Raw genomic sequence first — 15,937 nt, 5'->3', positions numbered from 1 at the left:
CAACACGCTGTAAAAAATTAAACTTGTGCCAGAGCCGTTGACTGCGACTTTACCTGTGACGGAGACAACACTGCCGTAGGTTTACTGGTTGCTTTTCGAATAGGTGGTTTAGAATTGGTTACTTGTTTACCCAATTTAAATAAAATGGCCTGTCTTACTTCCTGTGGCTTGTAACCTGTTTTAACTTTTATACGAATAAGCGGTACACCGGCAGATTCTAACGCGCCATTTACAAACCAGTCTTTTTTCGCTTTGTGACCATTTTTACTAGCATTATTGACTAAGTCGATTGCTGCAACAATCTTCAAGCTTTCTTTATCCAATAATACGTAATCAAGCTGTTTATTTTGCGCTTTAGCAAGTGCACTGCGACGTGATTTGTCATCGGTGCCAGGTTGAAAATCTAAAATATCAACCAACCTAACGCGACTTACAATTTTGTAGTCAGAGCCAATCGCTTTTTCCAGCAAATTTAAAAACGCCGTTTCTACCTGAGTAAATAACGATTTTTTTTGTGTAAACGGGTAAGGATTTCCCGAATGGGTAAATTTTGACGCAACAAACGCCGCCATAACCACTAACACTAGAATTAATAACGAAACAAGTTCCATAGATACTCCAAATCAAAACTTTGACGCAAACTTTTTCAAAATGAATTAAGCAATAAAAGTGCCAAAACTTTATTACTACATCGATTGGGTTTTATGGGAATTTTGTTGGCTTAACAGCGCTACTACTTGTTACTCGCGCAGATACTGGGTAAAATTCAAGATTCCGTTGTGCTCATTCGAATTTGGGGTTTGCCGACTCGCTCTGTTCGGTATCTAGATTGACGCAATAAAATAACAATAAATGGTGTTACTTATGCGCTTCGCTCGACTTTGCTTGTTTAAAATGACAAATAAAAAAACGTTTAGTAAAAACGTACAAACTTTTGTTAGTTCAATAATCGCAACTTCTTTTGTTGCGTTTACACCCGTGGCGGCTGTTTCGGCTAACACATTGCTTATGCTCTCAGACGACCTTAAGGTTTGCTCCAGTGAAAATCAACGTTTCTGTACTAAAGAGGGTAAAGAATCGTTTTCCGATGATGTAAAACAAAAAGCCATTTTTGATATTACCGATGAAGCACTGTTAAGGGTTTCTGAGTATGCTTGGACCGAACAAGAAGAGTTAAAGAAACAAGTTGCTGATATTCTAAAAGCGGTAAAACCTAAGTTTGAGAACAAAACACTAACTGAGCGCCAGTTTGTACGAGCGCTGCGTGGTGTCTCAATTGAAGTTGGCACAGAAACGGTTTCAGGTCGTGATATTTGGCAGAGTTTGTACGAATTTGAAAAGCGTAACTTATTCGATTTGTTAGAGCAAAAGCAGGCTGAAAGTCGCTCAAAACGCAAAAAAACCGAAGTTAACTGGGCGCAAAGCACAAACTTAGAGGCAACACTTGCTTACCAAAAGTTATTTGATTTAAGTGTTGAAATTTCAGGTCCTAAGCGCAAACCGCGTATTGCTGTAGTAACAGGCACAGATCGCGACCCATATGCACGCGTTGACTATTACCTAGGATTGTTTGAGCAAATAGGTTTTGAAGCGACTTGGTTGCCAATTGATGCAGCAATGCAAACGGCTATCACGGCAAAAGAATATGAAAAGTCGTCTTGCGATAGTCTAGAAGAATTCCAAATAAAGCGTTTGGCGAGCTTTCGCCGTGAAGTACTTTACCCAGATTTATATCGTCAGCAAGTAAGCGAATGTAAAAAGTCGTCGCCATTAATTGACACAATCAAGCGAATGGATGCGATTTATATTGCTGATGGTAGCCCGCTATTAAGTTACCACGCGTTTTACACGCCAACCGGTGCACCTAGTGAATCGCTTACGAAAATCATTGATATGTTTAATAAAAATGAAGTGTTAGTTGCGGTTGAAGGCGGCAGTGTAAATGCGATCACCAATGCTAGAAAACCACTTAGCATTTTGGCGGGCGCTGTTAATGAAATTAATACGATTGTGCCTATGTCTTTCGCATCTGGCCATGACGCATGTAGCTTAGGTGCTGATTGTATTGCACTTGAAAGCGAACGTGACTTTACCGTTGTTGAATCACCAATTCTACCATTACTACCGTTTGGTATTGTTGACACTCAAGTATCGAAACGTGGTAAACAATTACGCGGTCTACATGCGGCGCTATTCAGTGATAATCAGCGTATATTTGGTTTAGATGATAAGACGGCTGTCGTTGTTACCAATCAAGACAATAACCTTGAGCTAGAAGTGATTGGCTCTGGCGGTATGTGGTTGTTTGAAGTAAACAGAGAAAATAATGAAGGTGGTGTACGCGAGTTTACAAGTCACTACTTCACACATGGTGATCATATTGCAATACGCAGCGGTGGCGTTTCGGTGGAGTTCCCAAGTTGGAAGTATGCAACTCAGTTAAATGGGTCTCAGCCACAAGTAACTTCAGCACAGGCGCTATCACGTAACAACTTCTTTAAGTTGAACGAAATGATGTGTCAAACAGGTGCTAAGCAAGCACTTGGTAACGACCGAATTAATGAGCAAGACGTTAGTTTATCAATTGCACAAAGCAGTTCAGCATTGGCACGCTTAGGCGTAGCTAAAGTACGTGGCGGCGAGTTTAGAGTATGTTCGCTTTCGCAAGTTGCAAATAAGCTGACGGTTTCACCAAACCTATAACTTTGCGTGGTGAGCTATAACTTGAACTATAGTTACATATTATGAATAGCTCACTTTCAAGCTTCTGGGTAATCGCCCTTAACCGATTAATTGACCGCCTTGGCACAGGTAAAGCTGGGGCGGTCATTTTTGTTTTAATTCAACTAATTGCGTTAGCGGTAGCCTGCACTTATTACTATATCTCGTTAGGCGAAGTGCCTTGGTTAGAAGTTGTGGGCATGTTGGTATTTGCGGCAATTCTAGCGCCATTATTTATCATTTCTATTTTCGATATTAACCATCAATTGAGCGCCTCCAATCACTATATTGAAAGTGCTACAAAACAAGAAAAATTACTTAACCAAAGCCTAAAAGAAAACATTCGTCGTTTAAATAATGAAATTGACGACAGAAAATTGGCATTCCAAGCAAAGCGCCGAGCGATTGAAGAGTTGCGCCGGGAAATTGCTGAACGTAAACGTACACAACAAGAGCTTGATGAGCAAGAAGTGCTGTTACGCTCAATTGTGGATTCATCTCCCGACTTATTTTATTACCGCGATAACTCAGGCCGCTTTGCTGGTTGCAACAGAATGTTTGAAGAGGTGATGGGGTTGTCGTCAGAACAACTTATTGGACGTCGTGCGGATGATATTTTTGGCAAAGGGTTAACACCATCGGTACTTAATACCGATAACGAAGTTCAGCAAAACCACGTTTCTGTCACGCTAGATGTAAGTTGCCAAGTTAATAAAGAATTACGCTGGTTTGAAATGCGTAAGGTACCGTTCTTTAATCCAAATAACGAATACATAGGCCTGCTGGGTTTTGGTCGAGATATCACATCGCGTAAGCGCGCAGAGCAAGATTTAGAAACAGCATATAAAGACAAGGGTAAATTTATTGCAACCCTGAGCCATGAGTTACGTACACCGCTTAATGGTATTGTTGGTTTAACTCGCATGCTACTTGATACTGAGTTAAACGATGATCAGCGTAGCTGGTGTAATACAGTATTTTCGAGTGCAGAAACCCTTGGCAATATATTCAACGATATAATCGACCTCGATAAGGTGGACCGAGAGCAATTAGACATAGCATGTGAGAGCGTCAATCTTGCTGATTTTCTCAATGACATCTTTAATTTTGGTGGCTTAATCGCGCAACAGAAAGATCTTGAATTTAAAGTACACCAAGACGGCGTGTTTGATGTACATGTGGAAATCGACCCGACCCGTTTACGCCAGGTATTGTGGAATCTTATTAATAATGCGGTGAAGTTTACGCAGCACGGCACCGTCACTCTCGATTGTAAACGCGTTTATCGCGGTCATACGTCTTATCTCGAAATTAGTGTGAGCGACACAGGTATTGGTATCGCCAAGGACGAGTTAAGCCGAATCTTCGATTTATACTATAAGGTGCCTGATTTATCAGGAGGCAACGCACTTGGCTCTGGAATTGGCTTAGCGGTGTCACGTGCACTTATTTTGGCTATGGAAGGCGATATCCACGTTGATAGTAATGAGGGAGAGGGCAGTACCTTTAGTATTGAAATTCCATTGTTATTAACCGAGCAGCCAGTGCAACAAGTTTATGATGGGCGCCCACTAAATATATTATTAGTAGAAGATGTGCCGCTTAACGCAGATATCGCAATTAACTTGCTAGAGCAGCGTGGTCACGATGTGATTTGGGCGGAAACAGGTGAAGATGCACTTTCGTTTATTGAAACCGAAGATGATTTAGATTTAGTGCTGCTCGATATGCAGTTGCCCGACATTAATGGCGACCAAGTGGCGCGAATTGTACGTTCACGTGAAGAGTTTGACCATTTACCATTAGTTGCCTTGACTGCAAACGTGCGCCGCGCTGAGGAGGATTTAGCAGGCGTTACTATGCAAGGATCATTGGCTAAGCCAATTAATACGCGAAAGCTTGATGGAGTACTTGCAGAATTATTCCCGCATTCAACCAAAGAGGTTGAAGTAGAAGACAAGAGTTTCGATAAAAAGTCTACGCTGATTACAACACAGGATAGTGAGTTACTGGATGTTGAAACATTAGAAGATTTTGTTGAGTCTATGGGCGCTCAGTCTTTTTTACGTGGTGTGCAGTTGTTTGAAAAGCTATGGCCAAATTACTTAAAAGAGCTGGAACAAGCCCTTGAGCATAAGCAGTACAGTGAATACAAGTCAGTTGCCCATAAACTAAAAGGTGCGGCAGGCTCAGTGGCTTTAAAAGTAGTGCAACAGCTCGCGAAGCGAATGGAAGATAATGCTGAAACTGCTGAAGATAGCCAATTAGCACAGTGGTTGATTGAGTTAGTTTCAGATATAGAAAAAGGGCTTAAAGCCCTTCATCAAGTATTGGATTTAGCTGATTAACTAATTAATCAATCTTACCAATAAAGCGGTAGCCTTCACCGTGAATTGTGCTGATAAGCTCTGGTGTGTTTGCTTCGCTTTCGAAATGCTTACGAATACGACGAATCGTTACATCTACTGTTCTGTCATTAGCGCGTAATTCACGGCCTGTCATGTGCTTGATTAGCTGCTCGCGGCTAAAGATACGACCCGGAGCGTCAAGCATTAAACGTAATGCGCGATACTCACCTTTAGGTAAACGCTTAACATCACCTGTTGGCGAAGTTAAACAACGGCTATTTTCATCAAGTTCCCAGCCATTAAAGGTAAGAAGACCAGAACTATTGCTTTCGATTTCGTCGCCATTTGAGTTAGTGCGCGTTAAAAGGTTACGTGCACGAATTGTCAACTCGCGTGGGTTGAATGGTTTAGTAATGTAATCGTCTGCACCAATTTCTAGACCAAGAATACGATCTACGTCGTTGTCACGACCAGTTAAAAAGATAAGACCAATATTACGTTGCTGACGAATTTCGCGTGCTAAGATTAAGCCGTTTTTCCCTGGCAGATTGATGTCCATGATCACCAAGTTAATATCATCATTTTGTGAAATACGCTCGTGCATTTCTTCACCGTCAATGGCTTCTAGCACTTTGTAGCCTTCAGCTTCAAATAAGCTGACAAGATTTAACCTAGTTACGTCTTCATCTTCGACGATTAAAATCACAGGCGTTTGCATTCTTATTTAACCCTTATAGGTAAATTAAAATTATTTTCAGTAACTACTTACATTTTAGGATTATAGGGGCTAACACATTAGTAAACAAGTTTTCACGACTAGTGAAAGGGTACATTTGTGACCTTAGGGGGGATTTTGCAATAATTTGTCGAAGTTAAGGTTTATGATGCGGATTTTTAGCTTATTGCTTGATAAATTATGCGCACTATTTGGCATGTCATAACCAAGCATTGCATCGTACTTAAACATAGACATTAGTATAGTGTTTTCTTAAATAAGCGCGTTGAACAGAATCCAAATGCTACGTTTTTGTGTTGATTTATCGCTTACTGTTTGACGTTAACTCGTGCTTGACGAGCTTAATGCACTGTTGAAAGCGCCAATAAGTCTAAGTGACCGCTACAACATGCCTTGTTCTCACAGACTCAGGTTATTTAGTATGGTGCTACTTTTGCTAATGCCAATAAACGTGCATTAAAACTAATGATGTTTTCGTCCAACTTGGTTTGGTTTATGTGCATACGTATTTTCTTTTGTTCTTGCACTAATGCCATCAGGGCGCCCGCGCTTAACGTTGATTCTTGTTCGCCAACGGTAATTGTGTGATTCGTTATTTTCTCTAAATAGCGGTCGGTATTTTTAATGTCTTTTGATAAGTATAAATACGAGCACTGTTTTAGTTTATCTGAATCTAAGGTATCAATAACCTGCAGGGAAAAGTTAAGCCTTTGACGTAGCACCTGCTGTTGCGCATTGATCAATTCACCAACAGGGCCTAATTGTTCGGCAAAACAAAAAGTTATTTCGTAAGGTTTATGATTTGGATCTGTATAGCGTACGAAAGAAGGGATTTGCATTAAGTAGGCCGCCCGCAATTGCTCCGCGGTTTTGGCTGATACAAATGAGCTGAATAATCCAATAATAACAAGCAGTAGTAAACGCATTACTGAGCTCCTTGTTTGATTGGTAATTCAATTACGAAATGCGCACCTGTTTGTGCTTCGGTATCGAGTTTAATGCTGCCATCAAGGGCTTGGGTTACCAAGTTATACACTAAATGCAAACCAAGGCCACTGCCACCTTCGCCACGGCGTGTTGTAACAAACGGGTCGAAAATACGGTTGCGAATACTAATTGGAACGCCGTTGCCATCGTCTTGGTAGTCAATTGTCGTAGTATGTTCGTTTGCCGATACAGTTATGACAATATTGCCTTGCTGCTCGGGGCCAAATGCATGGATTAAACTATTGCTAATAAGGTTTTCAATAATTTGCTGAATAATTGGCGGTTTTGTCCAAATTTCAAGGTGTGTATCACCTTCAATACTCACCTGGTGTGGGAATTTGGTTAATTCACCGCTCAGTGTAGTAATGACCTGATTAATAAAATCGTGAAGGTGGATTAATTTATCTTCTTGCGTTTCGTGGGTAACAGCAAGTTGCTTAAAGCTTGAAACCAGTTCAGCAGCGCGATTTAAATTACGATAAATCAAATCTAAGTTTTCAACACCATCTTCAATAAAGCGACTCATATGAGATGAGGTAAGGGTTTTATTTTCGAAATTAACTCTAAGCTCTTCAAGCTTGTCTTTTAGCAAAGTAGAGCCAGTAATACCCAATCCAAGCGGGGTATTTACTTCGTGTGCAACGCCCGCAACCATTTGCCCAAGCGATGCCATCTTTTCGTTTTCGACAATTTTTGTTTGGTACTGGTGCATTCGCTCAAGCGTGCTGAGCAGTTCTTGATTAGCCTCTTTTAAGGCTTCTGTACGCTGGTTAACTTTCTGTTCAAGGTTTTGGTTTAACTGTCTTATTTCTTGCTCATCTTTTTTCTGACGTTCTAACTGCGCTAACGTTCTGGCAAATAAGGTATTGATACTCTTAGCCAGCATATCAAGCTCAGTAATTTTAGCTGTAGGTACAATGACATCGTAATTTTTGTTTTTTGAGACATCTTTAACCACTGTACTGAGTGCTTCAATCGGACGTGAAAAACGGCGCTGAAAGGTGAGCGTTATCAGCAATACAGAAAGTAAAATAACAACGCCGACAACTACATCAACTGAAATTCTATTTTTTAGTGCTTCTTGAATCGGCGCATCGGTTCCCAGTATATATACATAACCGTCAATTTTAGGGTTAGCACTAATTACGTTATCGTTGTCATCGGTTCTAATTGGATAAATTACTTCAATATTATCGCCATCGATATTTGAGCTTACTCGGTTAGTGAGCTTTTTGACTTTCGAGGCTATAGGAGGATTTTCACCAGTGTTGTAGGTTGCAAAAAGTGAGATTGCACCACTAAACTCATCCACTTGATAAATGTGAATGTTTTTAATGTAATCAATCTTTTCATAGGCTTTTAACTGCTTTTGCATTTCGTCTTGATCGAGAAATACTACGGGCACATAAGCATTAAAAGAGATAATGCCGGCAATCGTATTTAGCTCTTCAATCAGATTCTTTTTCTGATTAGAGACGTCTAATACTGTACTTACGATAACCGAAAGCAATATGCTTAAAGAGGTGATGACAATCACCGCACGGCTTAACGCCTTTCTAATTGTTATTGTTTTATGATTATTTTGCATATGGCATTAAGTTTTCAGGGTTAATTTCATATTACTGAGCGCCATCACGTTAAGCAAATTTATTAAATATATAAGAATATAAATTAGCGCTATTGCAAGTTTAGACGTTAATTTGGTGGATAATCAATAAGGTTATGGAAAATAACAGTTTGGCATTGTGGCAAATATATCAAACAGCAAGATTTAGTCAGTTTTCGCACGACTCGCGGACTAACCGTGTTTTAGTCGTTTTGAGTGTTTGGAATGCGCACGGAAAAACCTGCTCTGCCATGCAAAATCGCAAACTGGCGGCCTTTGTTGCTGCGCTACTTAGAAAGCGAGGAATTCAGTTTCAAACTCTTTGGGGCGGCTCAGAGAATATGTGCTATCGCGAATTAACTTTTGCTTTTTATGTAAGTAATACAAACGATGCGTATGCCTTTGCAAGACTCGCTAAGCAAAAGGCGTTTTATATTGTGAAAAATCGCAAACTTACTTTATGTGCGACAAATAAACGCTATTTGCCAAAAACGCTTGGCAACGTAAAAGAGTATTTGGTTGCTGTGGCGAAAAGGCAATTAATCTATGCTAATAATCAGGCAATTGCTGAATAAATCGTGAATTTTTTGTTGTCTTTTAGTTTGCTGAAGTCACCAAATTCATCACGCAATGCATCGGCATAGGGTAAAAAGCTGTTAGCAACAATAAGCAATTCACCGCGTTTATGTAAGCGCTTTTTTGCATCTGCGATAAACAGTTGGGTGATGTCGTAGTTAGTTGAAAGGCCAGTATGAAATGGCGGATTAGAGACAATATAGTCAAATTTTGCATCAATTGATGAATACCATCAGCCAGTTTTAATTCGGCACTTACCCCATTTTTGGCAAAGGTCAGCTCTGCAGCTGCCAATGCAAGCGCACTTACGTCTGATGCAACAATCTTACACTCAGCATAGTGCTTGGCTAAAAATGTAGAGATAACACCACAGCCGGTTGCAAAGTCCAAAAGCGTTTTAGGATTGTTTAGCTTAATTGTTTCAAGTAGCAACTCAGTCCCTTTATCAAGTTCGCCGTGGCTAAATACGCCTGGTAAAGTTACTAAGCTGAGCGGTGTTCCCGCAACATTGATTTCGAACTGTTTTGCGTAGCTGGCTAGTTGGAAATCAGGATTAACGGTTAAACCTGTGAACTGAAACAAACTGCAATGACGAGCCGAGTCGACTTTACGGGAAAATTGCGCATCTGCTTTAAGTTGTTTTACAACAGACTTAACGCCACCTTTGTTTTCACCAACGACCAATAAGCGTGTTGACTCTGTACTGATAGCACGAATGTTATCAAGCAACATTTGCGCTTCAGCTTTTGCTTTCGGATAGTAAAAAACTACCAAGTCGAATTGCTTATTAGGCAAGCTAGCTGCTATGACTTGTTCAAAATTATCGTTTTGAAAATGAGTTCTGTTGGTTAATATGCTGGTAAACCCGGTGACAGATGCGTTCGGGTATAGGTCGCACAGCTGCTCAGCAAAGCCATCGTTTACATGGTTTACTAATAAAACAGATTCGGCTTCTAAGTATTCTTGATTGCGAATTAATACTTGGCTGGCAGCTGATAGCATAGTGTTATACCTTTCTTTCGAACATTAAGTCCCAAACACCATGACCTAAACGGTGGCCGCGCTGTTCGAATTTAGTCAATGGACGATCGTCCGGACGCGGTACGTAATCGTTAGTTTCTGATTGGTTTTGGAACTTTTCAGCCGCAGTCATCACTTCTAACATATGCTCAGCGTAGTTTTCCCAGTCAGTTGCCATGTGGAAAACACCACCGATTTTAAGTTTGCTGCGCAGGTTTTCAACGAATTCAGGTTGCACAATACGACGCTTGTGGTGGCGCTTTTTATGCCATGGATCAGGGAAAAACAGCTGTAACTTAGCGAGTGAACCATCGGCAATGCAGTCGGCAAGTACTTCAACAGCATCGTGCTCATAAACACGTAGATTTGTTACGCCGGCTTCGCTTGCATCCATTAAACATGCACCTACACCTGGGCGGTGAACTTCAATACCGATAAAGTTTGTATCTGGTGCATTCTTTGCCATTTCAACTAATGACTTACCCATACCAAAGCCAATCTCAAGTACAACTGGGTTGTCGTTGCCAAACACTTTGGTGAAATCAAGCAGGCCGTCTTGGTGGTTTAATCCCATAGTCGCCCAGTTATCCTCAAGTGCTTTTGCTTGCCCTTTGGTTAAACGACCTTCGCGTTTTACAAAGCTGCGAACTTTACGAATGTATTTACCTTCTTGTTCTGCTTGCTCTAAAGCAGTTTTAGATGTATCGCTCATATCTCACCGACGTTGAAAATTTGGTGGCGTATTATCCCCGCAACTTGCTTTTAGCTCAAGTAACCGAACGGCTTTTTTATAAGAAATAGCAACAATTCCTTGAATTTTCAGTTTGCCTTTATAGACTGGCGACGATTTTGATGAAATCTATTTAGGGTCGTGCGTGAAAATAGAAAAGAAAGAAAGAGAGTGGTTTTCTAACCAAGTGGTTGAATGGTATCACTTATATGGTCGAAAGACGCTGCCATGGCAACTCGGCAAAACGCCATATAAAGTATGGGTGTCGGAAATTATGTTGCAACAAACCCAAGTGATAACGGTTATTCCATATTTCGAACGCTTTATGGCAAGTTTTCCTACAGTGCAAGATTTAGCGCAAGCAGACGAAGATCAAGTGCTACATCATTGGACTGGTTTAGGGTATTACGCACGTGCTCGTAACTTGCATAAAGCTGCAAAGATTATTGTTGAGAAATACAACGGGCACTTTCCAGAAGACATTGATGAAGTTATTGCATTGCCAGGCATTGGTCGTTCTACCGCGGGCGCTATTTTGTCTCTATCTCTTGGCCAACATCATCCGATTTTAGATGGTAATGTTAAGCGTGTATTGGCGCGCTTTTTTATGGTGTCAGGTTGGTATGGTGAAAAGAAAGTAGAAACCTTATTGTGGCAGCTTTCAGATCAAGTGACGCCAAAAGGAAATGTGGTAGAGTTTAATCAAGCCATGATGGACTTAGGAGCAAGCCTTTGCTCTCGTACCAAGTTTGATTGCGATCCTTGTCCATTAGTTGATAAATGTGGCGCACATAATGCCAAACGTGTAAAAGAGTTCCCAAATCCTAAACCGAAAAAAACCAATCCAACAAAGTCATGCTTGATGGCTATTGTTAAAGTAAATAATCAAGTGCTAATGGAAAAGCGTCCATCATCGGGTATTTGGGGTGGGCTATTTGGCTTTTTTGAATTTGCTAACGAAAATGAATTAGAAAATTGGCTGTTAAGCAATGGGTTGGCAGGTGAAAAAACATATCTAGATGAGTTTAAACATGTGTTTAGTCATTTTAATTTAATGATTACACCTGTTGTGATTGACGTTACTAAGCTGCCATTGAATGTCGCTGAAAAAGAGGTTTTGGCTTATAACTTAACGCAGCCACAAGAAGTGGGGCTTGCTACGCCTACAAAGAAAATAATTAAAACTTTAACCAGAAAAGGGTAAACTGAAAACAAAGTTTACAGTGAGATTGATTATGGCACGTACCGTTTTTTGTCAAAAGCTACAAAAAGAAGCAGATGGTTTAGATTTTCAACTTTACCCAGGTGATGTGGGTGAACGCATCTTTAATAACATTAGCAAAGAAGCATGGGCTCAGTGGCAACACAAGCAAACTATGCTAATTAATGAAAAACATCTAAATATGATGGACCCAGAACATCGCGGGTTTTTAGAGGAGCAAATGGTTGGCTTCTTGTTTGAAAATAAAGATGTTGAAATTGAAGGTTACAAACCGGTAGAAAAATAAAAAGGCGCCAATTGGCGCCTTTTTTGATTTTTGTTCGCTGCTATTAGGGTCTGTTGACCTTTCAAGTTCGTTTTTGCAGCAGTTTGATTGGGTTTTATACAAGGCAGAGGCTGCGTGGCATAGTTATTCTATGTGAGCCAGCCGATAACACAGTAGAAAAGCCAATCAAGCGCTGCCGAACGGTTCTTTTGAGCGCACTTTTCTCATTGTTGCTCGATATTCGCTTAGATTATAGGCCACACATCGAGCGCCGCGATAAAAGCACGCTCAAACAGAACAAAAATAGAACAGCAAAGATCAACAGACCCTAGTTATTCAGGCTATTTTTCAAATAGTCATGTATAAACTCATTGGCTTCAAAGAAGCTTCGCTCAAGCTCATCAGCGTAATGCGTTAAGGTTACGCTAGCAATGTCTCTTTCTTGATTAACAAGTGTTTCAATCGCTTGAGCTGCATTGGCAACGCTCACTGCGCCAATGGTTTGTGCTGTTGATTTTAATTGATGTGCGAGCTTACCTGCTTGCTCTACATCTTCTTGTTTTAACGCACGTGAAATATCAAACGCGAGATCTTGCCCGTGTTTAGCGAACATATCTAAATAATGTTGATGCTGCTGAACATCATTTCCAACATAACTGATTAACTTTTCAATTAAAATAGGTGTAGCGGTGGTTTGTGCTTGTCCCTGAGGAAGCCATTTATCCATTAGCTCTTCAAGTACATTTAGCTCAACTGGTTTAGTAATGTAGTCGTTCATGCCGCCTTCAATACACTTTTCTCGCTCACCTTTTAGGGCATTAGCAGTAACTGCAACTATGGTAGTCGCAGTTTTTAGGTCTTTACGATACGGAGACTCTTGTCTAATCTTACGCGCTAAATCATAACCAGACATTTTAGGCATATGTAAATCGGTTAATACAAACTCGTACTGGCCGTTTTTCCACATGTCGAAACCTTCTTCACCATTCGAAGCAATATCTACACTGTAACCAAGTAAGTTAAGCTGGTCGCAAATCACTTGTTGGTTCATTAAATTATCTTCAACTAATAATACTTGGCAATGCCCTTTGTTTTGGTGATTCGTTAACGGGCTAATTTGTTTCTTAGTATTAATAACTTTAGGAGATTGAAGCCCAGCAGCAATTAATAATGAGTTAAAAAAGGCTGTTTTACACAGTGGCATTGCCGAAAGGTAAAATAGGTTGTTTAAATTTAGCTTGGCTTCGGTTAAGCGGCCTAAAACAATTGCTTGCTGTTTATGCTCTTCTAAGTTGTAGGCAATTTTACGTAGCAGCTTATTTGCTTCATCCATGTCATGTGTGCCATCAAGCACCCAGATCAGACCCTGCTTAGTTTGCCATTCGGCAAGCTCATCAGATATTTGATTAAACGGTGTTACCTGTGCCCCTAAATAGCTTAGGTAAGATTGTAAGCGCTGTTTATTAATGTCTGTTGGGCTAAAGAGTGCAATTTGACGCTTTTGTAAACGTCCGCGGTTACCTTTTTTCGCTTCTGAATCTTTGGTGAAAGGAATGCTCACAATAAATTCACTGCCAAGACCAAGCTCAGAACTAACCCGAATGGTGCCGTACATCAATTCTGTTAAGCTTTTACAAATTGAAAGGCCTAAGCCAGTACCGCCATATTCACGAGTAATGCTCTCTTCAGCTTGGCTAAAGGGTTGGAAAATACGCGCAAGTTGCGTTTTATCCATGCCTTTACCGTTATCGCTAATAATAAAATCGATAGTATCGAAATCATGGCTATTTGAGGCAAGTTTGGCTTCAATAGACACTTGCCCTTGCATATCACTATTGGTTTGGGTGAATTTAATTGCGTTTGAACACAGGTTATATATTACTTGGCGCACGCGTACGGCATCACCAAGCACAGATTCTGGAATTTCAGGGTCGATAAATAACGAAAGTTCTAAATCACTCTTGTGTGCGATAGAGCTCATTACTTTTGCAACTTCTTCAACAACATTAACAACGCTAAATGGTTTGTTTTCAACCGTTAGTTTGCCAGCTTCAATTTTAGAAAAGTCTAAAATGTCGTCCAAAATCCCTAACAGCGAAAAAGCAGATTCACGAATAATGCTACTAAGCCTATGCTGAGAGCCCGTTAAGGTGGTATTGCGTAATAAATCAATGGTGCCAATGACACCATTCATTGGTGTACGTATTTCGTGGCTCATGGTTGCGAGGAACGTTGTTTTAGCTTCGCTAGCACGTTCAGCAACTTTTATTGCTTTTTCTAGTTCTTGGGTGCGCGCAACCACCTGATGTTCAAGGCTAGATTGTAAGTCTTGTAAATCGTTTTCAGCCTTTATATGTAATTGCTCGCTCTTGTTTACCGCATCAAGTAGCAAATTAACGCGCTCAGCAGTGGGGGCAAGACCTAACCCGATATTTGTATCGACGCGAAGTTGATAATCACCTTTTTCCGTAATGACGCTAATTTCTTTATCTAGCTTTTCTGTATTCGAAATGATTTTTCGCGAAAGTGCGGTTGGTAAAAAGGTAAAACAAAAAATGCCGCTTAAAATAGCTATTGCTGTCCAAAGGTATGCCGCGGTTGGCGAAGTAACGGTATTTATGATTCGTGATGGTTTTTTGTACTCGATAACAAGTAAGCCATGGTTCTTTCCTGCAAGGGTTAATTGTTGGCTTACGGTAATGGCGCTATCTGTTTCGATTGCGGCGGTTTTGTTTTCAGGGTTTGAAAAGTTACCACCAGTTTTACTGATTAGCTGTAACTCGTCGCGTTTTAAGTTGTAAAGGTAGTAATCAATTCCTTTATCGACGGATTTTAAAGAATGAAGAATTTGAATCGCATTATTAAAACCAAATCGGGTGATGGCATCAACCAATGGTCTATCAACTTTATCTGCAATGGTTTGAATATCGAGTTTGGTGTAGCTGGGGAGTTGTGGTTCGTTAGTTTGTATTTTGGAAAAGCTGTTTATTGCCATATATAACGATGCGGCGAAAATTATAAAAACAATGGCATTAATTGTATGAATAGCTTTTAGCGATAAAAACTTGTTAGTAAGCATTTTAAAACCTTACTCCAGTTATAGGGGCTTCTTTGGATATTATTGTTGCTTTATTTGTACAAGGCCAAAAAATTATGTTTTTGACCCAATTACTAGTACAAAATACCGATAAATCTTACTATTACATACGAATTTAGCAAAGTGAAATCATTTGTAGTGCTTTGTTTGTGTTCAATTTGGCGGATAAGTGTGCAAACGAAAATGAATGTTGAAAAAAGTGTTGACTTGAAGCGGCAAAACCCGTTTAATACGCCGCACGCCCAGACAGGCAGAACGCAAAAGCAAGATGCGAGTAGCGCTCAAATGTTTAGTAAAATTAGTTTTATGTAATGCCCAAGTAGCTCAGTCGGTAGAGCAATTTGGAATAGCATTGAGAATCTTTTTTAGGTTTTCTCGTTTACCGAATTAAAACGCCCAGATAGCTCAGTCGGTAGAGCAGAGGATTGAAAATCCTCGTGTCGGTGGTTCGATTCCGCCTCTGGGCACCATCTTTTAAAGATGACCAGTTTTAGTGTGCCTGCTTAGCTCAGTTGGTAGAGCAACTGACTTGTAATCAGTAGGTCGCCAGTTCGACTCCGGCAGCAGGCACCATTTATTTACTCGCAAGAGTGTACTTTAGCAGTACTAAAATAGCTAACGCATTAAAG

11 protein-coding genes, 2 tRNA genes and 1 pseudogene are annotated in these 15,937 nt (G+C 40.4%); 7 read left to right on the top strand and 7 right to left on the bottom strand.

Annotation, left to right across the window (positions count from 1 at the left end; translation table 11 throughout):
* Positions 1–17: 17 nt before the first annotated feature.
* Entirely contained in the window at positions 18–611 is a 594-nt protein-coding gene (locus C2M30_RS11980) for a DUF2726 domain-containing protein (RefSeq protein ID WP_010559613.1), read from the bottom strand.
* A gap of 283 nt (positions 612–894) precedes the next feature.
* Here C2M30_RS11980 and C2M30_RS11975 point away from each other — a divergent pair, with 283 nt between their 5' ends.
* Positions 895–2,703, top strand: a complete 1,809-nt coding sequence (locus tag C2M30_RS11975) for a hypothetical protein (protein ID WP_158683394.1) — start codon at positions 895–897, stop codon at positions 2,701–2,703.
* A gap of 41 nt (positions 2,704–2,744) precedes the next feature.
* On the top strand, positions 2,745–5,069 hold the full coding sequence (locus tag C2M30_RS11970; RefSeq protein WP_105171769.1) for an ATP-binding protein: 2,325 nt from the start codon (positions 2,745–2,747) through the stop codon (positions 5,067–5,069).
* Positions 5,070–5,073: 4 nt separating this feature from the next.
* Here the strand turns inward: C2M30_RS11970 and arcA are convergent, their stop codons facing one another.
* From arcA to C2M30_RS11955, 3 genes are all read right to left on the bottom strand, one after another.
* Positions 5,074–5,787 (bottom strand): two-component system response regulator ArcA, encoded by a 714-nt coding sequence (gene arcA, locus C2M30_RS11965; RefSeq protein WP_010559616.1) that lies wholly within the window; start codon positions 5,785–5,787, stop codon positions 5,074–5,076.
* A gap of 434 nt (positions 5,788–6,221) precedes the next feature.
* Complete coding sequence (locus C2M30_RS11960) at positions 6,222–6,731, bottom strand: YfiR family protein (RefSeq protein ID WP_105171768.1); 510 nt, start codon at positions 6,729–6,731, stop codon at positions 6,222–6,224.
* Positions 6,731–8,380: an ATP-binding protein gene (locus C2M30_RS11955; protein WP_100913801.1), complete on the bottom strand. Its 1,650-nt coding sequence runs from the start codon at positions 8,378–8,380 to the stop codon at positions 6,731–6,733. The genes C2M30_RS11960 and C2M30_RS11955 overlap by 1 nt, the downstream gene beginning before the upstream one ends.
* Positions 8,381–8,514: 134 nt before the next feature.
* Here C2M30_RS11955 and C2M30_RS11950 point away from each other — a divergent pair, with 134 nt between their 5' ends.
* Positions 8,515–8,973 carry a hypothetical protein gene (locus C2M30_RS11950; protein ID WP_158683392.1) on the top strand — a complete coding sequence of 153 codons (459 nt, stop codon included), beginning with the start codon at positions 8,515–8,517 and terminating at the stop codon, positions 8,971–8,973.
* On the opposite strand, the pseudogene C2M30_RS11945 reads toward C2M30_RS11950, so the two are convergent.
* Both C2M30_RS11945 and trmB read right to left on the bottom strand, forming a co-directional pair.
* Positions 8,955–9,976, bottom strand: a pseudogene (locus C2M30_RS11945) (methyltransferase). The gene C2M30_RS11950 and the pseudogene C2M30_RS11945 overlap by 19 nt on opposite strands.
* Positions 9,977–9,980: 4 nt before the next feature.
* Complete coding sequence (gene trmB, locus C2M30_RS11940; RefSeq protein ID WP_054981349.1) at positions 9,981–10,706, bottom strand: tRNA (guanosine(46)-N7)-methyltransferase TrmB; 726 nt, start codon at positions 10,704–10,706, stop codon at positions 9,981–9,983.
* Between the two features lie 163 nt (positions 10,707–10,869).
* On the opposite strand from trmB, the gene mutY reads away from it, so the two are divergent.
* Together mutY and C2M30_RS11930 are read left to right on the top strand one after the other, a co-directional pair.
* Positions 10,870–11,928, top strand: a complete 1,059-nt coding sequence (mutY, locus tag C2M30_RS11935) for an A/G-specific adenine glycosylase (RefSeq protein WP_105171765.1) — start codon at positions 10,870–10,872, stop codon at positions 11,926–11,928.
* A gap of 31 nt (positions 11,929–11,959) precedes the next feature.
* Positions 11,960–12,232 carry an oxidative damage protection protein gene (locus tag C2M30_RS11930; RefSeq protein ID WP_054981351.1) on the top strand — a complete coding sequence of 91 codons (273 nt, stop codon included), beginning with the start codon at positions 11,960–11,962 and terminating at the stop codon, positions 12,230–12,232.
* A 307-nt stretch (positions 12,233–12,539) separates the two neighbouring features.
* Here C2M30_RS11930 and C2M30_RS11925 read toward each other — a convergent pair whose 3' ends face one another.
* Positions 12,540–15,290, bottom strand: coding sequence for a hybrid sensor histidine kinase/response regulator (locus tag C2M30_RS11925; protein ID WP_105171764.1), 2,751 nt, complete (start codon positions 15,288–15,290; stop codon positions 12,540–12,542).
* A gap of 412 nt (positions 15,291–15,702) precedes the next feature.
* On the opposite strand from C2M30_RS11925, the gene C2M30_RS11920 reads away from it, so the two are divergent.
* Together C2M30_RS11920 and C2M30_RS11915 are read left to right on the top strand one after the other, a co-directional pair.
* Positions 15,703–15,778: transfer RNA gene (locus tag C2M30_RS11920), tRNA-Phe, on the top strand.
* Positions 15,779–15,805: 27 nt separating this feature from the next.
* Positions 15,806–15,881 (top strand) — tRNA-Thr (locus tag C2M30_RS11915).
* Positions 15,882–15,937 lie beyond the last annotated feature (56 nt).

Source organism: Pseudoalteromonas sp. T1lg24, assembly GCF_002964745.1.
Taxonomy (GTDB): domain Bacteria; phylum Pseudomonadota; class Gammaproteobacteria; order Enterobacterales; family Alteromonadaceae; genus Pseudoalteromonas; species Pseudoalteromonas spongiae.
This window is presented reverse-complemented; position numbering and strand designations above follow the sequence as displayed.